This is a genomic window from Larkinella sp. (assembly GCF_965227735.1).
Lineage (GTDB): Bacteria > Bacteroidota > Bacteroidia > Cytophagales > Spirosomataceae > Larkinella.
Window position 1 is genome coordinate 1,014,428 of record NZ_OZ245776.1, and the last position, 23,535, is coordinate 1,037,962.

The following is a 23,535-nucleotide window of genomic DNA, read 5'->3' on the forward strand; positions in this document are numbered from 1 at the left end:
TCTCTCCTCATTACTCAACAAAATCATCTCGTTATGAAACGCTTGTTATCCATGGTATGTGTGCTGGTGGTGGGGTTGCTCGATGCATGCCAGAATCCGGTCGAAAATGTTGAACTCAAATTTAAAGACCCGCTGGCGGTAGCCGTTCAGGTCAAATATACGATTCCAGCCGGTTTGACGCCCGATAAACTCACCGTCAAAATTGCGGGGCCGGAGGCCGAAAAAATTGTTACGACGCTCAATACCAAAAAATTCAAACTGACTTCCGACGGCAAATTGTTCCTGTGTTTGTCACCTTCCACAACGGTATCTTCTACGGCTCCAATTCGGTTCAATATTGTGACTTTAGGCGATGAACTGGTTGATAACATTCAGGAAATCAGGCTCGAAAACACTACCCCCCGCAACCTGATCATTCCGCTGCTGAGTACGAAAAATAACGCCGAACCGGCCCAGCAGTCCTTCAAGAGCAGCGACAACGGAACGGTGCAAACGGCGGCCACGGTGCAGACGAAAGCCGAACCCAATGTGACGCAGGCCACCGTCACGGTGCCGCAGGGCAGTGAGGTGAAAGACGTAGCGGGCCAGCCGGTGGGTGGCGACCTGACCGTGACGGCCGATCCCATCAACAACAGTTCCACGTCAAAGGCGGTTTCTGAATTACCGGGCAATGGCATCATCAACGCATCGACGCCCGCCGGTAGCTATCTCGGCAATCAGCAGGTGCTGTCGGTAGCCGGTGGGGCCCACATAACGGTCTATAACGACGACTATCAACTGGCAAAAACGTTTTCGAAACCGATCCGGATTGCCTTTGCCCTGAATTCGCAGATGATGAACCCGACGCTGGGCCGAAACATCCAGCCGGGTGATGTGATTCCGTTGTTCAGTTTCGACGAAGTTGCCAATAAATGGACGCGGGAAGAACCCGGCAAGGTGCAGCGGGCCACCAATGGCAGTCTGGAATACGTAGCCGACATCAGCCACCTTTCACTGTGGGTGGCGGCTTTCACCGAAGAGGTTTGCGCCGATGGTCCGACGTTCAAATTTGTCAGTAGCTATCCCGACCGCAGCCCGGCCTACCGTGTGGAAGCCATCGACCAGGACGGCAACATTGTGGTACGTGCCGGAAATCCGCTCACCTTCTCCACGGCCATCAACAACGGCAGTTCGGTTCGGCTGACCAACCTGAAAAAAGGGTTGAGAATCCGGCTTCGGTTGTACGACAATACCGGTAAAGCCTACATTTCGCCCGAAATCGACGCCTGTGCCAACAGCGAGGTTTCGTTCGATCTGAAAGCGGTTCCCTACACCCCACTGCCGCCCGCAGCGCCCGACAGCCGTCGGGAAGTGACGATTTTCTTCAACTTCAAGTGTGGCCCCAACGGTGTGAACCCGGACAAATTACCGTTTAAAGTCCTGTATGCGCAGTATCGCGCTGCCGGAAGCCAGGACGACTGGCAGGACCTGCCCACGCTCGCGTTTCCTTCGCTAAGTGCGAAAGTGATGATTCAGCTCAACAAGGCGTATGACTTGCGCGCCGGTTCTATCCCGGATCGGCTGGATATTGAAATCAATAATTACACCGTCACCAGCACGAGCTGGCCAATTAATTTCACGACGGAAGAAAGCAAACAGTATTGCAATCCGTAAGGTCAGTTTAGGGTTTACGGTATTCGGTATTCAGTTTACGGTGGCTGACGCATTCTTTTTTATGCTTGCGTCAGCCACCGTAAACTGAATACCGAATACCGTAAACCCGCTTAAACCGCCTGGGCTTTCGCGACGCGCCGATGCGGTTTGAGAGCCTTTTTTTTCCGGCGTCCCCACCAGATGATGAAGCCGGTAACGGGCAAACTGGCGCAGATCAGGCTGGCACAAAAGGCAAGAATCTTGCCGGGTAAACTCAGAATGGCCCCCACGTGAATATCGTAATTCATCCGCCGGAGTTTATCACCAAAACCGGCGGTTGCGTATTCACCAAAATAAGGGCCTTCGCCGGTTAAGGCTTTCAGCGTGTATTGATCGAAGGTGTAATAATCCGTCTTGTAATACGTGCCGGGCCGGTGGTTGATCGAAACCGATATGGATTCCGACGCCCGTTCGGGGCAGGAAATATACAGGCTGGCGGTTTCGGTTTTGTTTTTGTAAAACTGCTGCCAAAGCCGGTCCGTGGGGTTTGCATACCGCCGGGTTTGGGTCGAATCCGACAACGGAAGCTGGTAGTCCGGCATGGTTTTCCCGCCCGAGGTCGTCCAGTAAATCGAATTGCCCAGCCACTGAATCCCGAAAATCATTCCCGTAATGGCCAAGGTCAGGGAAATGAACAGAGCGTAAAAACCGGGCACGTTGTGGAGGTCGTAATTAACCCGTCGCCACTGGGCTTTCCACTTGACTTTGAAGCTCTTATCCCGATTGGATCGACTCCATTTTTTCGGCCACCACAGCACCATTCCGGTAATCAGCAGGATCGTAAAAACCAGCGTCCCATACGCCACCACCGGTTGCCCGATTTCTTCCGGCAACCACAAATAATAATGCCCGTGGAGAATGAAATGGAAGAAATCCGTTTCTTCATCCACCACGCTCAACACCTCGCCGGTATAAGGATTCAGATACACCTGAAAATAATAATCGGGATTCGCGCCGTAAAACGGCACGTTGACGCTGTGACCCAAAGCCCCGTAATTGACGCCTTTCGCCGGTTTTCCCGGAACCTGCTTCTCCGCAATAGCCTGTAATCGGGAAGGCGGCAAAACGACGCCATTGGCTACCGGCTCAACATACTGAAACGGGCGAACGATGCTTTTGATTTCCTGCTCAAAGGCCAGAATGCAGCCCGTGATCGCCACCACAAACACCAAAAGCCCGGACGCCAGTCCGAGCCAGAGGTGTAGTTTTCCAACTAACTTTTTTACCATCATTCGATCCATCTGTCAAAATTTATACCCTAAACTCAACCGGAAATTGCGGGGTGCCTCGGCCTGCCAGTAATAGGCCCGGCTCCAGGCGTAATAGGCCCCCGAATACAGATACGCATCCAGAATATTGTTCACATTCAGCGCAACACTCATGCGGTTATTCTGCCAGGAAATAGCGCCATCCAGCCGGAAGGTGTTGGGCAGTGTCGGCTTGTCGTCGACGGCATCCGAAAACCAGCCGTAGCGGTCGAGTTGCCACTGATACCCGAGCGAAGCACCCAATCCCTGCAAGACACCCTTCCGCAAGCGGTGCGACAGCCAGGCGTTGGTCACGTGTTTGCTAAAACCGGGAACCGGCAGTCCCACGTTTTCCGACTTCGTATCTTTCGTAATCTTGCCATCGGTGTAGGCATAATTGATCACCAGATTCATACCGGGCAACAGTTCGCCCCGAACGTCCACTTCAACCCCTTTGGTTTGGGTCTCGCCCAGTTGAATTGAATAATTGGGGTTGGTCGGATCGGTCGTCAACACATTGTTTTTCGTGATCTGATACACCGAAACCGTCGAGTTCCAGCGACCGTCGGCCCAGTCTTTCTTCAAACCGGCTTCAAGGTTGTTGCCGGTAATCGGATCGAAGGCTCTGCCCTGCCGGTCGGCACCCGACTGCGGCACGAAGGCCTGATCGTACAAAGCGTATACCGAGGTTTGTTTATTGATCGAACCGCTGATCCCGACGCGGGGGGTGAACTTCGTTTCATTCGTTCCGGCTCCGTACTGGCTGTCTTTCACCGATGTCAGCCGACCCGCCAGTGTCAACCGAATCCGGTCCTGCCAGAACCGCAGTTCGTCCTGGACGTATAAACCGGTGAATGACTGACTCATAACGTTGACACCGGCCCGGGCGCGCAGACTGGCCGAGCGGTCGAATTTCGGAATCAAATGCGCGGGCAGGTAATAATTCGGGGTATTGGAGTTGAACACGAAGGTGCTGTCATAGAGCGGAAAACTCTGACCCCAGTCGGCCACGTATTTCTTGTTTCCCAGATCCAGCCCGCCCAGAATCCGGTGAACGACCGGGCCGGTTGTCACTTCGCCATTGACAAAAATCTGTCCGAATTTGCTTTCGTTGGCGGCATCCCAGATTCCATTGTAGCTGTAAATCCGCCCGTCGGTTTTCGCCGAATCGGCCCAAAGCGAACTTCCCACCTGGTTATAATTGAAATACGCCAGTTGACCCGTCAGTTTCCAGTTGTCACTGATTTGGTGCTCAAAAATCAGGAAAGCGCTGTGGTCATGAATAACCGTGGGGTCGAGGTTGGCAAAGGAGTTGGTCGCATTGCGGGGCTGTTTGGCCAGGCCATTGGCGTCGAATACATACGCGGAACCAATCGCCGACATCTGGGAATACTGGTAGGTATATTCGGCCGTAATCGACGTCTGCTCGTTGATTTTGTACTTCACCACCGGCGCAATCGTATACCGGTTATTGAATTCGAAATCGCGGTGCGAGCCTCTCGACTGCCCCATTACGTTCAGCCGATACAACAGACGGCTGTCCTGACTCAGTTTACCGTCCAGATCGAGGGTGGCGCGGTAGGTATCAAAACTTCCGACCGAAAAGGCGGCTTCGCCCCGGGTCACACCGGTCGGCTTTTTGGTCACGACGTTATAAAAACCACTCGGTTCGCCGTTGGCCATCATAAACCCGGCCGGGCCTTTCACAAACTCGATCCGTTCCACCATCGACAGATCTTCCGCCAGCGGCCCCCAGGTCGATTGCACGTTCATCCCATTGCGGAAAGGTGCCACCCGCGATCCACGCATGTTCAGCCGGGCGTAATTGTCCCAGTGCTCCTGCCGGGTGACGCCACTGACGTTCCGGGAAACGCCTTCCAGCATGTCGAAAATCTGCTGGTCAGCCAGCAACTGCCGGTTTACCACCTGAATGTTTTGCGGCACTTCCAGCAAGGGTGTTTTCAGTCGCAGACTGGACGAAGGCACATCGGTCTTATACGTATTTTTCCCTTCGACCACCACTTCATCCAGTTGTTCGGCGTTTTCGAGCACGGTCAGATCGGGCACCTGAGTGGTTTCACCGGCCACCACCGTCACGGCCTGGCGAATGCGGGCGTGACCCACGCGGCTGATGACCAGCACCTGCGGACCAGCCGGAACATTCGGGATGAGGTATTCACCGGATTCGTTGGTGATGGTTCCCAGGCGGGTTCCCGCCACGCGAACGTTGACCTGGGCCAGTGGTCGGCTGTCGGCAGTGCGGGTTTTTCCGGTAATCGAACCTGTATTTTGAGCCATTGCCGAAAAGCAAAACAGACTCATACAGAGTACAGACAAGGGTATAAAGAGACGGTTTTTTAACGTAGATCTGGTCATTACGATTGTATTCACAAATATTATTTAGACTAATTATCGATTACAAAGGTATATCCGAACGGATTGCGTCCCAATATTTTCATCAAAATTTTAGTCGAATTTGGCGAAAACCGGCTCCAGCCTGTGAAAAGCGCATTTTTTCTGGTGAAAAACTTATGGTTTGCTCACAAACCGGTTGCCTTTCACATAAAACCGGTAGGGCAATTCTGCGCCCTGCGTGATGCCAATGCGCGTAGTCGTCACCATGTCGATATCATTCAGCACACTGGGGCGAATGTAAATACCGGATCCGGTGAGTGAGTGGAAGTTGTGATCCCGCGAGATGCCCATGGCAATCACCAGTTTCCCGGGGCCGCTGGTCAGTCCGCGCAAACCGGCTTTGGTAGCGGGATCGAGGTTCCGCCGGTCGCCCATCAGGCCGATGCCTTCAGTGGGTTCGAGCGCCCGAATCAGAACGGCCTCCCCCACGTCTTCCGGCCCCGTAACGACGTTCAGGCAATGGTAAAACCCGTAAATCAGGTACACATACAGCGTTCCCGCCGGACCGAACATGGCCGCATTGCGGGCGGTTTTGCGTCGGTAGGCGTGGCAGGCCGGGTCGCCGGTCAGGTAGGCTTCGGTTTCCACGATGATGCCCGCCGTGGTTCCTTCCGGGCTTTCGTGTACCAGTTCGCAGCCCAGCAAACGCCGGGAGAGCGTGAGGGTATTGTGATTTTCGTAAAATTCGGGCGGGAGTTTGGATAGCATAACGACAACGTCAAAAGATAACAGGATTTGCAGTCAGGCTTCATAGGTAAACTGCTATACCAACAACGACTTTTCTACACAAAACTCCCAGAATTTCCAATATTTCAGACAGTTCAAACTTTTTTTGCTTTTACAAGCATTAATTTAGCTAATGTACCGTGAAACAGAGCCGTCAGGTCAATCAATACGACAAAATTTTTCGCGAAAACCTGGAAGCAGTTATACCGAACTTTGTCAATCAGGTATTAGGCATCACGGTGGTTGTTGCGGAAGAAATTCCGGATGACATTCAACATACAAAAGAGCGAAAACCCGATTTGCTGAAGAAAATAACCGATGACAAAGGCAGAACCTTCATTTTACACCTGGAATTTCAGGTATTCGATGAATCCGAGATGGTTTACCGGATGGCTGAATATGACATTATGCTCTTGCGTAAATACAGGCTTCCGGTTGAACAATACGTTATTTATTTAGGCGCGGGGCAGCCTAAAATGCCGGTACGCTTTTCGGGCCCCAAACATCAATTTGAATTTTCATTAATCATCTTCTCCACAATTGACTACCGCCTGTTTCTGAAATCGAACGAAGCAGCAGAAATCGTTTTAGGGATTCTGGGTAGTTTTCAGGGAGAACCGCCCGAACAAGCACTTCGAAACATTGCCAATCGAATTGCAGAAATTTCTCATAGCGATTTCTCGTTGAAAAGGTATTATGCGCAATTGCGTATATTAGCCCAATTACGTAGCTTAGAATTAGAACTTACAAAAGTCATGATACGCGCTTCGGATTTTTTTAAGGAAGAAAGAGACCCACTCTATATGCGTGGAGTTGAAAAGGAAGGTCTAAAAAAGAATATAGACTTTACCAAAGCCTTACTGGCGGAAAACAAGTTCAGCATCGAGGATATTGCCCGTTTGGTGGACGTATCGGTTGATTTTGTCAAGCAGATGAAGAAAGAGATGGAACAATAGCATGGAAAAAGTTCTTGTGGTTGGCATGGGAAAAGTCGGCTCGCTGGTCGGGATTCTCCTCAACAAACGCTTCACAGTAACCGGTTTCGACAAACTGCCACCGGCCTACGACCTTCCCTTCCAGGTCATTTCTGGTGATGTTACCGATGAAACCACCCTCCGGCAAAACCTTGCCGATTTCGACGCCGTGGTTTCCTGCCTGCCCTACAACCTGAACCTGCCGATTGCCACCACCGCCTGGGAGTTGGGCCTTCATTATTTCGATCTGACGGAAGACGTTCCGACCACTACCGCCATTCGCCTGATGGCCGAAACCGCCAAAGCCGTTATGGCCCCGCAGTGTGGGCTGGCACCGGGCCTGATCGGCATTGTAGGCGCCGACCTCGCCAAACGGTTCACCAAACTGCGGGATATCGAACTGCGCGTGGGCGCTCTGCCGCGCTATCCGAACGGCCTGTTGGGCTATTCGTTTACGTGGTCGCCCGCCGGGGTGATCAATGAATACCTGAACGATTGTGAAGTAATTTCAAACGGCGTTTTCAAAACCGTTCCGGCCCTTGATGGCATCGAAGTGATTAATATTGAAGGGCAGGAATTTGAAGCCTTTAGCACCTCCGGCGGCCTGGGAACCATGTGCGAAACCTACGCCGGGCAGGTCGATACGCTGAATTACAAGACCATTCGCTACCCCGGTCACGCCAAACTGATGCGGTTTTTGTTGTATGAACTGATTCTAAAAGACAAACGCGTTTTGGTCGAGCAGATTCTGACCGAAGCCAAACCGCCCGTGCAGGCCGATGTGGTCTATGTGTATGCTGTGGTCGAAGGCTGGAAAGGAGCGGTTCTCGAACGCGAAGAGTTTTACCGCGCCTATCATCCCCGCGAAATCGACGGACAAGCCTGGCGCGCCATCTCCTGGACCACCGCCGGATCGGTAGCCGCCGTCGTTGAGCTGGTGGCCGACGGACTTCTGCCCCAAAAAGGCTTCCTCAAACAGGAAGACATTCCGCTCGAACACCTGCTCGCAACTCAGAACGGAGCGTTTTTCAACTAGCCGGGCCCTGACAGTGCCGGGCCGTCGAAACGGTCGAAGACCCTGTCAGCGGCTTGAAAGACGCTCTGAAAACCCGGACTAAGCAGGAATGGCCGCTGACAGGGTCTTCGACCGCTGTCAGGGCCCGGCACTGTCAGGGCTTAGATCACATTCAGCGTCTGCTCCTTGATTTTCTCCAGTTCGTCTTTCATCTGCACCACCAGCCGCTGAATGGCGGCATCGTTGGCTTTGGAACCGATCGTGTTGATTTCCCGGCCAATCTCCTGCGCAATGAAATTAAGTTTTTTACCATTGGCCTCCTCAGCCGCCAGCACTTCCATAAAGTAACTCAGGTGGTTTTTCAAACGGACTTTCTCTTCGGAAATGTCAAACTTCTCGATGTAATAAATCAGTTCCTGCTCAAACCGGTTCTGGTCAAATTCGTCACTGCCCATCAATTCGACCACCATGCCGCGAACCCGTTCGCGAACCGCCGGAATGCGCTTCACATCCTGCACCTCGATCAGCGTCAGCCGGTCGGTAATGATCTGGATGTATTCTCTGAACTTGATTTCCAGTCCGTTGCCCTCCTGCTGCCGGAATTCGTCACATTTCCGAACGGCTTCCAGGGCGGTCAACTGAATCAATTCCCAATCACTGGCGGCCGTATCCGACGCACTGGAGGCTTCCGAATTGAAGGCATTAGGCTGTTGCAAAGCCAGTTTGAACAGATCACCATCCGACACATCCAGCAAGAGCCCCTGCGAGGATTCGCGGAGGTCTTTCAGATAGGCTTCAATCAGCGGGCGGTTTACGGTCACACCCGGCCGCACATCCGACAGGCGGGTCACATTCAGCGACAGTTCCACTTTGCCGCGCTCCAGTTTCTGCGTGAGCAGATTTCGCAATTCAACTTCTTTATCGGAGAACACCCTCGGTAACCGGCAATAAATATCCAGAAACTTAGAATTCAACGTTTTTACTTCAGCAGTTACCGTCAGCCCATTGGCTTCCTGGGTGGCGCTGCCGAACCCGGTCATCGATTTTAGCATAATTTTTTAAGCAGACTGCTCACTTATTTTACCACTTGGCGTTTTCTTATTCAAGGCATTCCGTTCAATTTCCGCCATTTCTTTGCGGTATTTCGACACATCGCAGGCCACATAAATCGCCTGAATCATCGAAGTTTCGTCGGCCAGGTTTTTTCCGGCAATGTCGTACGCCGTGCCGTGGTCGGGGGAAGTGCGAACCACCGGCATCCCGGCCGTAAAATTGACACCCTCGTCGAACGCAATGGTTTTGAAGGGAATCAGCCCCTGATCGTGGTACATGGCCAGCACGGCATCATACTTGCGATACGCCCGGGTCCCGAAAAAACCGTCCGATGCAAACGGCCCGTAAATCAACTGCCCCTTGTTGCGCAATTCCTGAATCAGCGGTTTCAAAATTTCCTGCTCCTCGTTGCCCAGCAACCCCTCTTCGCCCGCGTGCGGGTTGAGCCCCAGCACGGCAATGCGCGGTTTTCGGATGCCAAAATCGCCCCGCAAGGATTGGTACATCAACTGCAGTTTCTGCAACACTTTCTCTTTCGTGATGTTCGACCGGATCCGACCCAGCGGAATATGGCCCGTTACAACACCAACCCGCAACACGTCGCTCACCAGAAACATCAGGTTTTCTTTCACCCCAAACGCTTCGGCAAAATATTCGGTATGACCCGGAAATTGAAAAGTTTCGGTCTGAATGTTATTTTTATTAATCGGAGCTGTCACGATGGCATCCAGATGACCCGCCTTGAGGTCTTCCGTCGCCCGTTGCAAACACGCCAGCGCGGCCTGTCCGGCTTCGGGCGTCACTTTGCCCGGCTGGACTTCCTGCCCCTGCCGATCGCCCCCCGGATTGCCGCCCTGGTCGTTCCAGCAGGTGATGACGTTGGTAAACTTCGGATTGGCCTGCCCAACCTGCTGAATCCCGTTCAGGTTCCAGTCTTTCAACGACAGGCCACTTTGCTGCAACATATTCCGATAACGGTTCAAAACGCGCATCGAACCATAGATAACCGGGGTGCAGATTTTCTGCAAGCGGTTGTGTTGCAGGGCTTTCAGGATGACTTCCGGCCCAATCCCGTTGTAATCCCCGAGGGTGATTCCGATGACTGGCCGACGGGTTTGGGGTTCCGGTTGGCGTTCGTTATTTTTCTCCGATTGGCGCGGTTCCATTTAAGTTATTAGTTTCGCCCTTGTGTTCGATTGAACGATGAACAACGCCTGCTGAACAGCGGTTTTTCTGCCCGAAGCACCTCGCAAGCGTTCTCAGATCGTGTTCATTAGTCATGGTTCATGGTTCATTTTTTTGCAAGTTACAAAAACCATACGGATGTCCCAGATTCAGCCCATAATCCTGATTGCCGACGAAATGCACCCCTCGCTGTTTCCCATGCTCGAACGGGCGGGGTTTGCCTTTCGGTATGAACCCAAAATCTCGCGAAGTGCGCTTATTGAGCAGATCGCCGATTACGAAGGGTTGCTGATCCGGAGTAAAACGCCGGTCGATGCCGAAGTGCTGGAAGCGGCCCAACGGCTCCTTTTTATCGGCCGCGCCGGGGCCGGGCTCGACCTGATTGATCTCGAACAGGCCCGCCAGCGAAACATTCAGGTTTTTCACGCGGGGGAAGGCAACCGCGATGCCGTGGCCGAACACACGGTGGGCATGCTGCTGGGCTTGCTGGCCAACATTGCCAAAGGCGACCGGGAAGTGCGCCGGGGCGTTTGGGATCGGGAAGGAAACCGGGGCTATGAACTGGGCAGCCTGACCGTCGGCATCGTCGGGTTTGGCAACAACGGCCGGGCCACGGCGCGTCGGCTCAGCGGTTTTGGATGCCGGGTGTTGTGTTACGACAAATACCTGACGCAGTATGCCGGTGCCTACGCCCAGGAAGCCGAAATGGAACAAATTCTGGAAGAAGCCGACGTGCTGAGCCTGCACGTTCCGCTGACCGACGAAACCCGGATGATGATCGGCGATGCGTTCATCGAACGCGTTGAAAAGCCGTTTTTTCTGATCAATATTGCCCGGGGTGAAATCGTATCCCTGCCTGCACTGGTGCGGGGACTGGAAAGTGGAAAAGTCCGGGGGGCGTGTCTGGACGTATTGGAAAATGAAAAACTCGCCAAACTGACGCCCGATCAGCAAGCGGCATTCGATTACCTGCGAAATTCGGACCGGGTTTTGCTGACGCCCCACGTGGCGGGTTGGACCCACGAAAGTTACGTCCGCATCAATGAAGTGCTGGTGAGCCAATTGAAAACCGTACTTCCTGACAACCACCCTGACTTTAACGTTCAAGCCCGGTAATGACACTCGTTTTACGTTCCCTTTTCGTTTTCTCCTTCATTCTGGCTCCCATATTGGCAACGGCCCAGCTTCTGCCCGAAAAATTAACCGGTTATCTCCAAAAATTACCGGCTCAGGCTCGGGTGAACGTAGCCTTTGAATCGTTGGTCGACGGCACCCAATTCGTTCAGCGACCCGACGAACTGGTTCCCTCGGCCAGCGTCATCAAGATTCCGATTCTGATTGAAACGATGGAGCAGGTAAAAGCCGGAAAGTTCGACCTCGAAAAAATTCATGTGCTGCTGGCGTCGGAAAAAACCGGCGGTTCGGGTGTTTTGCAAACCTATCCCGACGAAAGCAAGATCACTAACCTGGAGGTCCTGACCCTGATGATGACCCGCAGCGACAATTCTGCCACCAACATTCTGATCCGGGAACTGGGCATGGACAACATCAACCGCCGAATGCAAACGCTGGGCCTTACGCAGAGCCGCCTGAACCGCGTGATGATGGACACCCTGGCCGCCAAACAAGGCCGGGAAAACCGGGTAACGGCCCGCGAGATGAACCTGCTGCTGAAGAAAATTTACCGCAACGAAGTAGCAACACCGGCCCTCTGCGCCCAGATGATCGACATTTTGAAGCGCAACGCCGACCAGACCACGTTCCGGCTGTTTCTGCCCCCGTCGGCCGTCATTGCCCACAAAACCGGGGAGCTTACCTACGTTCGGGGAGATGCCGGTATTTTTTACGTCACCAAACCCTTTCTATTGTCGGTTTTTGTGCAGGGAACCACCACCCCGGAAGCCGAAAAAATCATTGGCGAAATCGCTGCCATTTGCTACAACCAGTATCTGTAAAATGGAAACCTTTGCCGACCGCGCGATTGCCTACTACCTGGGTTTGAAGGAGCCGGAAAACCTCCCGCCCGGGGTTAGTGCGCTCAATCCATACCGGCAACCGGAAGTACAAGCTATTGTCAATCAGTTTTTTACCATCTATTTCTCGGACAACGCCCCCCGGGTATACATCCTGGGCATCAATCCGGGCCGCTTTGGTGCGGGGGTAACGGGCATTTCATTCACCACACCCCAAAACCTCCAAAAATACTGCGGAATCGACAACGATCTGCCGCCTTCGCCGGAACTTTCGAGTCGGTTTATTTACCAGATTGTCGAAGCCTTCGGCGGAGCAAAAGCGTTTTACGGGCAGTTTTTCCTGACGTCTCTCTATCCGTTAGCGTTGGTAAAAGACGGGAAAAACTACAATTTTTACGACGATAAAGCGACAACAGCAACCCTCTGGCCCGCCATTGCCGATACCGTCCGAACGCAACTTTTATTCGACCAATCCGGTCAGGAGAAAAACCGGCGGGTGGCGGTTTGTCTGGGGCGAAAAAATGAAGCATTCTTTCAAAAACTCAACAAAGAGCACCGGTTTTTCGACCGAATCGTAACCCTCGATCACCCACGCTACATTTTGCAATACCGCAGCCGGGACATCGAATCGTATGTCGATCAGTACGTGCGCACACTGGCCGATTGCCTTTCGTAAAAAAAGGAGAGCCGGAATACGCATCAATGGACATCTTTTTCTATCTTTCAAACGGCTAGTTTTTTGACTATCAATCCCCAACCATTCCTTCCTTTTTCTACATGAAGCAATACTACTATCTGGAGGGCAACCAGCAACTCGGCCCGTTTACCCTGGAAGAACTACGGTCGAAGCCCCTCAAACCGGACACCAAAGTCTGGACGCAGGGTTTGCCCGACTGGGTTGCGGCCCAAACCGTTCCCGAAATCAACGAATGGCTTTCCCGCCCACAGGCACCCCCGGTTTACCCGGTTCAACCCCCAACGCCAAACCCACCGGCGTATCAGCCTTTTCAGGAGTCCTACACGCCAAACCAGCCGTTGTCGGCAGGCATGGGCAACCGGCCCAAAACCTGGCTGGTGGAGTCCATTCTGGTCACGCTTTTCTGCTGTCTGCCCTTTGGCATCGCCGGCATCGTCAATGCCTCCAATGTTGAAACCCGTTACAGCAACGGTGATTTTGCCGGGGCGCAACGCGCTTCCAACGAAGCGGCCAAGTGGACCAAAGTGAGTTTTTTTGTGTCCATAGGCTTTTGGGTACTGTACCTGGCCGCCATCTTCATCGGTATTCTCAGTGGGGTCTCTAACTCGTTTTTTTAACCGATCCGGACCGGCTATCCTCCTGTTTTTGCTAATTGGCATGGCGGGGTTCTACTTCCGGTTCGATCCGGCGCGGGTGTCGTTTTTCCCGCCCTGCCCCTTCCGGTTTCTGACGGGTCTGGAGTGTCCGGGATGCGGTTCGCAACGCTGTCTCCACCAGTTGATGCACGGCAACCTTCGGCAGGCTTATCACCACAATCCGCTGCTGGTTGCATCACTCCCCTACGTTCTAACGGGGCTGGTGCTGGAATACACACCTTTGCGGAAAAGCCAGGCCGGTTTTCACAAGCGGTTCTACGGCAAAACCGCCAGCCTGATTGTGCTGGGAATCGTGCTTGTTTACTGGATCGGAAGAAATGTGATCTGACTAAAACGCTTCCCCCAGCGAGATGTAGAAACCGGTGCCTTCGCGGGTGACGCCCAGATCAGCCCGCAGGAAAACGTCTTTTTTCTGGAAGAACAAAAACCGGACACCCCCACCCGCAGCCCACCGGACCTGATCAACCTGTAACGAGCGCAGGGTGGGCGAAACCGTCCCTAAACCGGCAAATACCGTTGCACCCCAGCGTTTGCTGAAGCCGAACGGAAGCCAGCGCACCTCGGCCTGCCCCGCCAGCACATTTTTGTCGCGGTAACGCCCCAGGTAATAACCGCGCATGAGCGATTCGCCACCAATCAAACCCAGGTTGTTGAACGGAATATCGCCGGTCATGAACGTACCGGCCATTTGTAGGGCCAGCACCCGGTTGGGTCGGCCCAATGGCCGGAACAGGCGGCTGTCGAGCACGACACTGCGGTATTTGAAATCACTGCCGAAACCGGGTTGGTACCACAAAATACCCGTTTCCAAAAATTTCCCTTTCCGAACATTCAGCACATTTTTCCGGTCGTCGTACACCACGGCCGCACCCAATCCCATCGTGGTAGAGCCTTCATGTCCCAGTGGTAATTCAAAGTTGGGCTTGTTTTCGGTTTCGAACGAAACGCGTCCAATGTTCTGAAAATCGGCTTCTGCACCGGCATACCAGTTGTTTTTGACCTGCCGAAGAATCCGTTGGCGAATCTGGACATAATTGGAATTGACCAGCACCGGATTGCCCGACGAGGTGGATGGCCCAATGCCGTAATAGAGCAGCGGAAATTGTTGATAACGCGCCCTTCCCAGAAAAAAATACCGGTTTTTGTTGGTATAAGCCGCATTTTCGAGCAAAGCACCAAACTGTCCCCGGAATGTAACGAAGGTATATAGAACGATCTCGCTGAGCCGGTTGACGACAGTGTCTTTTTTGGCGTAGAACAACGAAAACGTCCGGATGCCCACTTCGACGCTCGTTTCAGGGGCAAAACCGGCGGTAGGAAAAATCAGTAATTTTGACGTGGCGGCCGAAGAGGTATCGTTCAGGACCCGTTTTACATACCGAACAAGCGACCCCTGCGCCCAGGCGGAAGAAACCGTTAAACCAAAAAACAATACCAGTAAACTACTTTTCAGGTGGATTCCCATCGTTCGTTTTTGCATTCACCTCTTATAACTGGAAAAACCGCCAGAATGATTGAGCGGTTCCAGCCGGAAAACCGATTGGCCCGAACGAACCGGTTTATTTTACTCCGCCAGATTGAAGCGAATCTGAACCCCACCCGCCGTGGTGGCCCGCCGGAACGAGTTGGAAACCAGCGGGTCATTGAACGTCCGGTCGAAATAAACCTGAACGTTCAACCGGCGATTGACGACGTAGCTCACCTGTGGCCGCAACTGGAAGTTGACGTTTCCGGCGGTAATAATTTGCTCGCCAACGCCATTTTCATTTTGGGCAGTATCGTCAAATTTCCGTTGAACGGTTCGCGTGTCGCGGAAGGTCAGGTTGCAGTTGAAAGTCAGATCGTTTTTCAGCCGTTGGTAGGCCCCGTTGATTTTAAAGGGAATCCGGAAATTCGTCTTCGTGAAACCAAACCGGAACGTGATGTCCTTATTGCTGAGTTCGGCGACCTGCGCATTGGACAGGTTGAGGGCAACGCTGCGATCCTGGTTGTATTCCAGCCCCCCGCTGATTTTGCTCTGCGTCCGGAAGGTCACGCCCAGCAAAGGCGAAAACCGCTCGGTCATGGTGATGGTGCTCATCACAAAAATCGGAACAAACTGGTTTTGCTCGTTGAACAGCGTGGCCAGCGGGTAGTTCATCACGGCCAGATTCACGTAAGCCGCTTCGTAGTCGAGCGAAGAGGTAAAGTTGCCGACGCTGTAGGTCGAGTTGTAACTGTGCGTTAAGGTGAAGGCACTGAACAGTTTGCGGAACGGTTTCAGTTGCGACAAACCGTTGTAATCGACCCGCCAGTTGGGCAGCGGAAACCGCAGAAACGGATTGATTTTCACCGTATTGGGATCTTTTCCGCTGTATGCCGCGAAGAACGCGGGAATCAGCACGTCCTGTGAGGTCAGGTTGTATTCGCCAGTACTCCCCACGGGTCGGTTCAGCATCAGGCGGTTCAGAATGATCTTGCGGTATTCGGCAAACCGATCGAAGATTGGCGAGGAATTGTCGCTGTTGAGCTTGGTAAACGCCGTTTTGAACGACAGGAACGACATGCTGAACTGCCCGTTGCGGTACGGACTCAGGCTCGTAAAGGAACCGCCGGTGGTGTCGACCCGGTAGACTTCCTGGTAGCTATCCTGGCGGGTCAGCCGGGCTTCGACCGTAATGCGAAAATCCTTGAAGGGTTCCAGCGTCGTGCGGGCGTCGAACTTCTTGCCGAGCGTTTGCGTAAACGGCTGATTCAACACCGTGCTTTTGGATAACCAGCCCCGTTCGGCAGATTTCCGGTGAATGTTCCGATCCTGACTTCCCAGCACGAACGGCAATCCGGGGGCGTTTTCGCGCGAAAGACCGAAGAACCGGGGCGTCGGCAGGAAGCCCGGCAGCAGCGTCGATTCCTGCACCGTGTAGTTGAAATTAATGCCCCGAATCGTCAGCAACGTTCGCACAAAACTCTTCAACACCCGGCTTTCCGTGCGCTGAATATCCTCGATATCACCGGGGTTTCGCGTGAAGTTTTTGCGGGGAACCGACGGCGTGTTGGCAAACCGCAACGACTTGATTTTGTTGTATAACCGGATGAAATCCACCCGCCCCTGAACACCCCACTCCCGGTTGTTGCGGATGGTGTTTCCAAACGGCACATTCAGCGTATCGGTAATGCCGAACGAGTTGGCCTGAAACTGGTAGCCCACGTTGTAGGTCAGATCGGCGGCAATCCAGTCGAGCAACGGCAGCTTGTCCAGCGGCATCCGGTAGGTGGCCCGGATGTTCTGCTCGTAGTTTTTCGTCCGGCCAAACCGCCGGGCGTTGGCCCAGACCGAGTCGACTTTGGCCTGCGTGTTCAGATCCCCGGCGGGTTCGTCGATGATGGCGTTGGAACGGGCGTTGTAGGTTAAAATCAAGTTTTTGGTCAGGTTCCACTGCAAATCGTAGTACCGGTTGAACCAGAAATACTTTTCAAACTGTGGAACCATGCCCTCGGTTGTGAGTTCGGAATTGCGGAGCTGGGTTTTGATAAAACTCCGGTCCACCTCACCCCGAACGGCCACCTGTGTCGGCAGCAACGTCAGGTTGAAATCACGCAGCCAGCGCAGATACGGGCGTTCCAGCGACTGAAACCGTTTAAACGGTTCGAACGGTTTCGGCTGGGCACTGTAGACGTAGGCAATGCCTCCGCGCGTTTGTTTTTGAATGAATTGCTCGGTCAGAATATTCGTCCGGGTCGCTTCGTTGAATGCATACGTAAACGACAGGTTTTCAACGTCATAGAAATGACTTTTGGCATTCGGATTGGTTTTCACCTTCCGGAAATTCGACAGATTGATTCCGCGCCGGATGGAACGGTCTTCGACCAGCCTGCGGTATCGATCCCGGTCATTTTCATTCAGCGTCGATAGGGTGGTTTCCAGTGGCGTATCGGGGTCGAGCGGATCGAAATGCGGCTGAATCAGCCGCTGGTCGTAATTGACATACAGGGGAATCTTCAAACCCCATTTTTCGGGCAACAGTTTATCGACCGCAATCTGCGACTGAACCCCGTATTCGGTGGAGGTTTCCCGCGACCGTTCCGAAATCCGCTGCTGGACACCGCCGAATCCAAACGTCGTTATTTTCCCCGAGGCCGTAACGGTGGCCACGTCCGCGAGCTTGGCATTGAGCACCCCAACGGCAGCCCGGCCAGCCGTCTGGTCGAAGCCGTTGGCGCGTAATTCATTCACCCAGATGGTAAAACTTTTCGCCTGCTCATCGGCCGACTTCGGATTACGGACGCCAATCATGATGATCTGCACCGCGCTCAAATCCGGGTTTCCGACCACGGTCAGTTTATACCGCCCGTCGAGGCTGTTCATCGTAAACGGTTGGGCCGATGTTCGCGTAAACTGGCGGTTTTTCTCCGCCTTGAGGTTAATCAGTTCATCGATGGAAATATCGAGGTCGTTGGCTACCGGCCACACCACATCGTCAGGTTGGCTACCGTCGGGGGTTGAGACCAGATTGGGAATCTCGATTTCGTAGTAGTTATCCGTAAAATCGGTTCCAAGCCGAACGAAAGCCGATACCTGGCCATTTTCGTTCTGCTCATTGTGCATGTGAATGAACATCTTCAGCCGCTCCCGAAACAATAGGTCGAGGTTCGTATTTTTGAAAGCCGCCCGCGAGTCACCATCCCGCAGGTTGGTCACGCTCAGGCTCATCGACTGTTCGTTGAGTTCCACCTGGTTGATCTGCGTAAAATCGCGGTCGCGCTGAAAACCGGGAGGTACGCGGTAAATGTACTTGTTGTTACCGGGGGCGCTGTTCTCCTCCACGTTTACGGCGCTCACTTTGAACTGCGCATCGTAGGGTTCCGGCACCTCCTGCAAACCGCGCACCGACAGGTCGCCCGTATACTTCCGGTATTGGTTGGACGTCATCTGCAACTGCGCAAACCGCAACACCACCGGTTCTTCAAATTCCGTCAGGTACATCCGCGCAAACCGCACCGATTTAAACCCGTTGATGTTCCCAACTTTTTTGGGATTATCCCGTACCGGAATCCGGAACAGATACCAGGTCACCGGTCGGCCGGCCTTGGTTTGCACCTCTACTTTATCGACAATGTAGCCCCGGCCCACCGCCAGTTGCCCCGGTTTCAAGTCGATTTCGTATTCGTAATAGGCTTCGTTGTCGTTGATGGTGTTGTCGGAATTCAGGTCCTCGATGTCCGGCAATGTGGTCGAAGCGGGCGTTACTAACTGGTTGCGGTCCTGCGATTCGGGCGAGTTGTTCTCCATGCCCATATACTGTTTGTACCGACTGACAATATGCCGGACCGAATCGGCGCGTTGGCCGTAATAGAAAATAAAGTCATCGTTGGCGGGGTCGCTCAACAGCCGTTCGCGGGCAGCGGCATTGAGCCGGGGTGAAACCTGATCGATGTAACTTTTGAAATACGCATTCTCGTCCTGGTTGCTCAACCCGTCGAGACCGATGTCCTGTTGCGAGCGCGTGACGTTATCGAAAGCCTGGGTCACAAACTGCGAGCGCGTCACCCGCCCCCAGGCCGTCGAATCTGGTGAGAGTCCGTTCGGAACCGCCAGCCCATTTTCAAAATTATACCGCCCGTCCTTGATCACGTCTTCCGACATATCACCCAGGTTGAAGACCAGCTTTCCGCCAGTGCGGTTGGCTTTGTTTTCAAAACCGTCGTGAACCGTGGCGAAGGTCGAATCCGTAGCACCCACGAAAGGGTCCATCAGCCAGAAATCGATGTTTTCGATGTTGGCGTTGTCAAAGTCGGCATCGGATGTGATGGCCCGCATCACCGATCCAAAATTCTTTTTGGGGTCACCGGCCAGGCGTCCGTCGGCGGCCAGGTTCGGGTTAAAGTTGTACATCCCGCGTTCCCGGGGGAAGTAGGCTACGTCCAGAATGTTCTCCGGCAGGTTGACCAGCCGCACCGAGCGCCCCGGAAACAGTTCATTGGAAAGGAAAAACTGTTCGTAAACATTCCTTAAATCGTTCTCGGTCAGGTTACTCTGGGGTGCCCGTCCCCCTCCCACCGTGTTGGCGGTGCTGAAGGTATTGTCGACGGTATAAACCGAAATCCGGGCGCGGTTGTAGGCATAGGCCAGGGGTTCGGCAAATGTGCCCTGCGGAAAAGCCCGCTCCGGCGTCGTCGGCGTCGATCCCAGCCGCCAGCGCGTGGGTTGGCGGGTGAGGTCGTAGAGCGTGCGGGCGGCTTCAAAATCATCGATGAACGCGTTGTTGTTCACGCGCGGAGCCACCCCCGGAAACAACTGGGCCACTTCACCCTGAAAAGCAATGTTCGACAGCTCCTTGGTCTGAATCAGTGGCAGTCCATCCAGCATCCGGGTCAAAAACCGCGAGTCTTTCCGAATCATGGCGTCGAATCCCAGAATGGTGTTGTTCACCGGCTCATTGCCGATGGCCACGCGCGTCAGAAAACCGGCGGGGGTCTCCCGCATGTTCATGGCGGTCATCCCGATGTTCACTTCGGGGCTCAGTTTATAATCCAGCCGCGTTCCGATCAGTCGCCGAATCTGGTTCTGGAACAGATCGGGGCGCTCATACCGCACTTTGATTTCCTGACCCGAATTCATCAGGCTTTCGTTCAGAAACCGTACCCGGCCAATCTGCGACTCCACCACAAAGTCGGTTCCGGGCGATAAAGGCACGCCACCCGCCGTCACCTGCACCGATTTTTCATCGACGCCATAAGGCAACGTCACTTCCCCGCCCGTCGACGATTGGTAACTGCCTTTCAGGAAAAATTTGTTTTTCCCCGCCACCTGTTGCGCATCCACCAGGGTGGTTCGGTATAGTTCGTTGTAAACGTACTTGGCTTTGAGGGCATCGTCAGTCCCAAACTTGTTGGCCAGATACGACCCAAAGGGTTCCAGCACCGGAAAGATTACCCGGCCATAGCGGCTGTCGACCGTGACGCCTTCGACAAAGTCAAAATTACCGTCCCGCTGCGGATCAAGCTGGGCGTTCACCTGGTCCATGTTGAAGACCTGCACCAGCGGGATGTCCTTGATGGTTCCCGGCCCTTCCTGCAAATTGGGGTTGTCGATCCCGGTCAGGTCATCTTTATAAATAATCCGCAACTGGAAGTTCTGCTTGTTGATCTGTGAGGTGTTGAGCGAATAAATGTTTTTCATCATCAGATTCCACATCGGCAACTGGGTGTTGTTGCGGATCGTCGATGATTTCAACAGCTTCAGAATCAGCACTTCATTATCCTGCCGGTTCTGGTAATCTTCGGTCAATTCCCCCACCTGGTATTTCCGGCCGCGGTAGGTATATTCGTAGGAAACCGCCAGCACTTCGTCGTTGCGCAGGGGCGTCACCAGCGAAATATACCCCAGTTCCGGCTGAAACTTGTACTCGGTTTCGGTCAGGCGTTTGGCCCCCCGCAGCAATTCGTAGTCGACACCCTTGGCAAAACCAAAGGTGCCGTCCAGCAAAAAGTTCACCTGATCCACCTGCCGGATGCCGTTGTTCGCTCTCAATCGGGCAAATAAGCCGTTTCCGGCGGTGTTGTCGGCCGCGCTGCTGGCGTCCGGATTGATGGGCTGGAGGTTCGGATTGGCGGTATTGAACGGTCGGGGTTCACCCAGATCCGCAAAACCGACAACGTTCCGCAGGGTGGTGGTGGTGTTGGTCCGGTTGGTTACGTATACCTCTAAACGCGTTATGGTTACACCCGATATGATCTGGGGGAGGCTTTTCAGCGAGCGTTCGTAGTTGTTCCGAAAAAATTGTGACAGAAAGAAATGGCGGTTTTCGTCGTAGGTATCAACCCGGATTTCGTAATTTTTCTGCAGCGATCCGCCTTTGATCGTAATTTCTTCCTGCTTCGATCGCTGCTGCGATGCCACCACGGTGGCGTATAGTTTTCCGAAACGAAGCTGGGTTTTCACCCCGAACAGGTTTTGCACCCCCGGAATCAACTGGCTGCTGAGCGGCCAACTGATGTTCCCGGCTTCCAGCCCCTGAATGATGCTGGGGTCCTGGGGCTGAAACTGGGGAATGGCCGAAGGCGTCATGCTTCCCAAACTGGGCAGACTGCCCGGCAAGCCACCGGGACTGGGTAAACCGGGAAGTCCGTTCGTCAATCCGTTGGCACTGGGCAAGTTCGGAACCGGCGGACGGTAATTCAGCTTCAGGACATTTTCAAAATTGAAACTGGATTTGGTGTCGTAATTGGCCGTAATGCCCAGACGCTCGCCGATCTTGCCGTTAAAGCTGATGTTGATTTGCTGATTAAACGCAAAATTGCCGTTCCGACGCTGCAAAACCGGAATAATCGGGTTGTCGATAAACTGGTAGAGATAGCCGAAATCAAGCATCACAAACCCGTTCGGCTTGAAATCCACCAAAGAGCCACCAAAGAGCCGGTCGAAAACCGGCGGCAGTTCCAGCTTCGGAACCAACCCCCGCCCACTCACCGCACTCTGTCCATCGTTCCGGGCCGCGTATTCGCGCCACAAACTTTTTTGAACACGCTGGTTCTGCAAGCGGTTATAATCTTCGTAGGACATGGTTTCGGCCGGCCGATAGGGCAAACCAGGCGCTGGCCTTGTCGGCGCGGGCGCAACCGGGATGGCTCCGATGGCGGAATTCCCGGACGTGGCTGCGGGTGTGGTGGTCGATCCGGACGTTGGACGCGAAGTTTCCGGCTGACCGCCGATGCGTTCCAACACGGAAATCTGACCCGGGCCATTGAGCTGAACCTCGGTCGAAACCGCCCGTGGATCGCGCAGCAAAAAAGGAGACTTGGGAATGGTTACGGAAAAGGGGCTTACATACCGGTCGCGCCAGCGAATGATGGGTCGGCGCTCGGCCGAGCGCGTGGCCCGGATGCTATCCTGACGGACGCGGGCCAGCGAATCGGCCAGCGAAACCGTCCGGCGACGCGCGGGTGTCTGGGCTGTTACCGGCATCCAGGCCGACCCAACCAGTAACGCACACAACACAACCATCCAGGGCTCAATCCGGCCATCTAACAACCGCAACCGGGTCAATCGGTGGGACTCAACACATTCCAAGAGAGGCACGTATAATTTGATTCGGTGGAATAGGTAGTTAGTTTATTCAGATACATCTCTATCACCAAACGGCGAAAACCTTGCCAATATTTTAGTGAAGAGTGAAGAGTTATGAGTGAAGAATTCGCCAACGCGTCTTTTTAACCGCCGGGCGGCCCCGTCTTCACTCATAACTCCTAACTCTTAACTCATAACTATTTCAGAGCCAGACGTATAAGCTGTTCAACGTTGAGTTCGTCGCCTTCACGTTTCAGGATTGTATCGAGGCTTTTTTCGGCCGCAGCCTTCGGAATACCCAGCGTAACGAGTGCCGCCAGGGCTTCATCCCGAACGGGGTTGACGGTCATCCGGTAGTTTGGTGTACCGGCCTGGGCCATAATCCCCGCTTTTTTCATCTTGTCACGCAATTCCAGAATAACCCGTTGAGCGGTTTTACTGCCAATGCCTTTGATCTTCTGAACCGCCCCGACGTTTTCCATCAGAATGGCCTGACGGAGTTCAACCGGTGTCAGGGTCGAGAGCATGGTGAGCGCGGTATTGGGGCCGATGCCCGATACGCCGATCAAATCCAGAAAAAGATTTTTTTCATCGAGATCTCCAAAACCGTACAGCGTCTGGGCGTCTTCACGAATGTGCTGATACGTATACAGTTTCGAGGGTTCGCCCAGCTTTGGCAAAACGGTAGACGTGTACAGGGAAACATGGATTTCGTAGCCGACTCCGTTGGCTTCCAGAATCACAAGGGTCGGGTCTTTGTGGGTAACTTTTCCGCTAATATAAGCAATCATAAAGTGCTTTTTCAACCGGGTGTAATCCGGTTATAAAAAGACAAATATACGAAAGAGTGAAGAGT

16 protein-coding genes are annotated in these 23,535 nt (G+C 53.6%); 8 read left to right on the forward strand and 8 right to left on the reverse strand.

Annotated elements, in window-relative coordinates; genetic code table 11:
• The first annotated feature begins 33 nt into the window (after positions 1 to 33).
• Positions 34 to 1,653, forward strand: a complete 1,620-nt coding sequence (locus ACO064_RS04025; protein ID WP_421826122.1) for a hypothetical protein — start codon at positions 34 to 36, stop codon at positions 1,651 to 1,653.
• A gap of 110 nt (positions 1,654 to 1,763) precedes the next feature.
• On the opposite strand, the gene ACO064_RS04030 is transcribed toward ACO064_RS04025, so the two are convergent.
• The 3 genes from ACO064_RS04030 to ACO064_RS04040 form a co-directional block, all read right to left on the reverse strand.
• A complete protein-coding gene (locus ACO064_RS04030) occupies positions 1,764 to 2,924 on the reverse strand; it encodes a PepSY-associated TM helix domain-containing protein (protein WP_421826123.1) in 1,161 nt (386 codons plus the stop codon).
• 12 nt (positions 2,925 to 2,936) lie between these two features.
• Positions 2,937 to 5,261 (reverse strand): TonB-dependent siderophore receptor, encoded by a 2,325-nt coding sequence (locus tag ACO064_RS04035; protein ID WP_421830987.1) that lies wholly within the window; start codon positions 5,259 to 5,261, stop codon positions 2,937 to 2,939.
• Between the two features lie 207 nt (positions 5,262 to 5,468).
• Positions 5,469 to 6,062 (reverse strand): DNA-3-methyladenine glycosylase, encoded by a 594-nt coding sequence (locus tag ACO064_RS04040; protein WP_421826124.1) that lies wholly within the window; start codon positions 6,060 to 6,062, stop codon positions 5,469 to 5,471.
• 158 nt (positions 6,063 to 6,220) lie between these two features.
• Here ACO064_RS04040 and ACO064_RS04045 point away from each other — a divergent pair, with 158 nt between their 5' ends.
• Together ACO064_RS04045 and ACO064_RS04050 are read left to right on the forward strand one after the other, a co-directional pair.
• Positions 6,221 to 7,036, forward strand: a complete 816-nt coding sequence (locus tag ACO064_RS04045; protein WP_421826125.1) for a hypothetical protein — start codon at positions 6,221 to 6,223, stop codon at positions 7,034 to 7,036.
• 1 nt (position 7,037) lies between these two features.
• Positions 7,038 to 8,090, forward strand: coding sequence for a saccharopine dehydrogenase C-terminal domain-containing protein (locus tag ACO064_RS04050; RefSeq protein WP_421826126.1), 1,053 nt, complete (start codon positions 7,038 to 7,040; stop codon positions 8,088 to 8,090).
• 140 nt (positions 8,091 to 8,230) lie between these two features.
• On the opposite strand, the gene ACO064_RS04055 is transcribed toward ACO064_RS04050, so the two are convergent.
• On the reverse strand, positions 8,231 to 9,121 hold the full coding sequence (locus ACO064_RS04055) for a YicC/YloC family endoribonuclease (protein WP_421826127.1): 891 nt from the start codon (positions 9,119 to 9,121) through the stop codon (positions 8,231 to 8,233).
• 6 nt (positions 9,122 to 9,127) lie between these two features.
• Positions 9,128 to 10,288, reverse strand: a complete 1,161-nt coding sequence (pdxA, locus tag ACO064_RS04060; protein ID WP_421826128.1) for a 4-hydroxythreonine-4-phosphate dehydrogenase PdxA — start codon at positions 10,286 to 10,288, stop codon at positions 9,128 to 9,130.
• 157 nt (positions 10,289 to 10,445) lie between these two features.
• Here pdxA and ACO064_RS04065 point away from each other — a divergent pair, with 157 nt between their 5' ends.
• From ACO064_RS04065 to ACO064_RS04085, 5 genes are all read left to right on the forward strand, one after another.
• On the forward strand, positions 10,446 to 11,423 hold the full coding sequence (locus tag ACO064_RS04065; protein ID WP_421826129.1) for an NAD(P)-dependent oxidoreductase: 978 nt from the start codon (positions 10,446 to 10,448) through the stop codon (positions 11,421 to 11,423).
• Positions 11,423 to 12,262 carry a serine hydrolase gene (locus tag ACO064_RS04070; RefSeq protein WP_421826130.1) on the forward strand — a complete coding sequence of 280 codons (840 nt, stop codon included), beginning with the start codon at positions 11,423 to 11,425 and terminating at the stop codon, positions 12,260 to 12,262. The genes ACO064_RS04065 and ACO064_RS04070 overlap by 1 nt, the downstream gene beginning before the upstream one ends.
• Position 12,263: 1 nt before the next feature.
• On the forward strand, positions 12,264 to 12,956 hold the full coding sequence (locus tag ACO064_RS04075; RefSeq protein ID WP_421826131.1) for a uracil-DNA glycosylase family protein: 693 nt from the start codon (positions 12,264 to 12,266) through the stop codon (positions 12,954 to 12,956).
• 101 nt (positions 12,957 to 13,057) lie between these two features.
• Positions 13,058 to 13,594, forward strand: a complete 537-nt coding sequence (locus tag ACO064_RS04080; RefSeq protein ID WP_421826132.1) for a CD225/dispanin family protein — start codon at positions 13,058 to 13,060, stop codon at positions 13,592 to 13,594.
• A gap of 40 nt (positions 13,595 to 13,634) precedes the next feature.
• Positions 13,635 to 13,961: a DUF2752 domain-containing protein gene (locus tag ACO064_RS04085; protein ID WP_421826133.1), complete on the forward strand. Its 327-nt coding sequence runs from the start codon at positions 13,635 to 13,637 to the stop codon at positions 13,959 to 13,961.
• Here the strand turns inward: ACO064_RS04085 and ACO064_RS04090 are convergent, their stop codons facing one another.
• From ACO064_RS04090 to ruvA, 3 genes are all read right to left on the reverse strand, one after another.
• The gene (locus ACO064_RS04090) at positions 13,962 to 15,113 is read right to left on the reverse strand and encodes a BamA/TamA family outer membrane protein (RefSeq protein WP_421826134.1); all 1,152 of its coding nucleotides are present in this window, start codon (positions 15,111 to 15,113) and stop codon (positions 13,962 to 13,964) included. It lies immediately after the preceding gene.
• A gap of 84 nt (positions 15,114 to 15,197) precedes the next feature.
• Positions 15,198 to 22,577 carry a cell surface protein SprA gene (sprA, locus tag ACO064_RS04095; RefSeq protein WP_421830988.1) on the reverse strand — a complete coding sequence of 2,460 codons (7,380 nt, stop codon included), beginning with the start codon at positions 22,575 to 22,577 and terminating at the stop codon, positions 15,198 to 15,200.
• 299 nt (positions 22,578 to 22,876) lie between these two features.
• Positions 22,877 to 23,470, reverse strand: coding sequence for a Holliday junction branch migration protein RuvA (gene ruvA, locus ACO064_RS04100; RefSeq protein WP_421826135.1), 594 nt, complete (start codon positions 23,468 to 23,470; stop codon positions 22,877 to 22,879).
• Positions 23,471 to 23,535: the final 65 nt, after the last annotated feature.

What these genes read in the sequence shown, in the direction of transcription:
- ACO064_RS04025 (WP_421826122.1), top strand. Translation starts at nt 34, where the DNA reads ATGAAACGCTTGTTATCCATGGTATGTGTGCTGGTGGTGGGGTTGCTC.
- ACO064_RS04030 (WP_421826123.1), bottom strand. Translation starts at nt 2,924, where the DNA reads ATGATGGTAAAAAAGTTAGTTGGAAAACTACACCTCTGGCTCGGACTG.
- ACO064_RS04035 (WP_421830987.1), bottom strand. Translation starts at nt 5,261, where the DNA reads ATGAGTCTGTTTTGCTTTTCGGCAATGGCTCAAAATACAGGTTCGATT.
- ACO064_RS04040 (WP_421826124.1), bottom strand. Translation starts at nt 6,062, where the DNA reads ATGCTATCCAAACTCCCGCCCGAATTTTACGAAAATCACAATACCCTC.
- ACO064_RS04050 (WP_421826126.1), top strand. Translation starts at nt 7,038, where the DNA reads ATGGAAAAAGTTCTTGTGGTTGGCATGGGAAAAGTCGGCTCGCTGGTC.
- ACO064_RS04055 (WP_421826127.1), bottom strand. Translation starts at nt 9,121, where the DNA reads ATGCTAAAATCGATGACCGGGTTCGGCAGCGCCACCCAGGAAGCCAAT.
- pdxA (WP_421826128.1), bottom strand. Translation starts at nt 10,288, where the DNA reads ATGGAACCGCGCCAATCGGAGAAAAATAACGAACGCCAACCGGAACCC.
- ACO064_RS04065 (WP_421826129.1), top strand. Translation starts at nt 10,446, where the DNA reads ATGTCCCAGATTCAGCCCATAATCCTGATTGCCGACGAAATGCACCCC.
- ACO064_RS04070 (WP_421826130.1), top strand. Translation starts at nt 11,423, where the DNA reads ATGACACTCGTTTTACGTTCCCTTTTCGTTTTCTCCTTCATTCTGGCT.
- ACO064_RS04075 (WP_421826131.1), top strand. Translation starts at nt 12,264, where the DNA reads ATGGAAACCTTTGCCGACCGCGCGATTGCCTACTACCTGGGTTTGAAG.
- ACO064_RS04080 (WP_421826132.1), top strand. Translation starts at nt 13,058, where the DNA reads ATGAAGCAATACTACTATCTGGAGGGCAACCAGCAACTCGGCCCGTTT.
- ACO064_RS04085 (WP_421826133.1), top strand. Translation starts at nt 13,635, where the DNA reads ATGGCGGGGTTCTACTTCCGGTTCGATCCGGCGCGGGTGTCGTTTTTC.
- ACO064_RS04090 (WP_421826134.1), bottom strand. Translation starts at nt 15,113, where the DNA reads ATGCAAAAACGAACGATGGGAATCCACCTGAAAAGTAGTTTACTGGTA.
- sprA (WP_421830988.1), bottom strand. Translation starts at nt 22,577, where the DNA reads ATGCCGGTAACAGCCCAGACACCCGCGCGTCGCCGGACGGTTTCGCTG.
- ruvA (WP_421826135.1), bottom strand. Translation starts at nt 23,470, where the DNA reads ATGATTGCTTATATTAGCGGAAAAGTTACCCACAAAGACCCGACCCTT.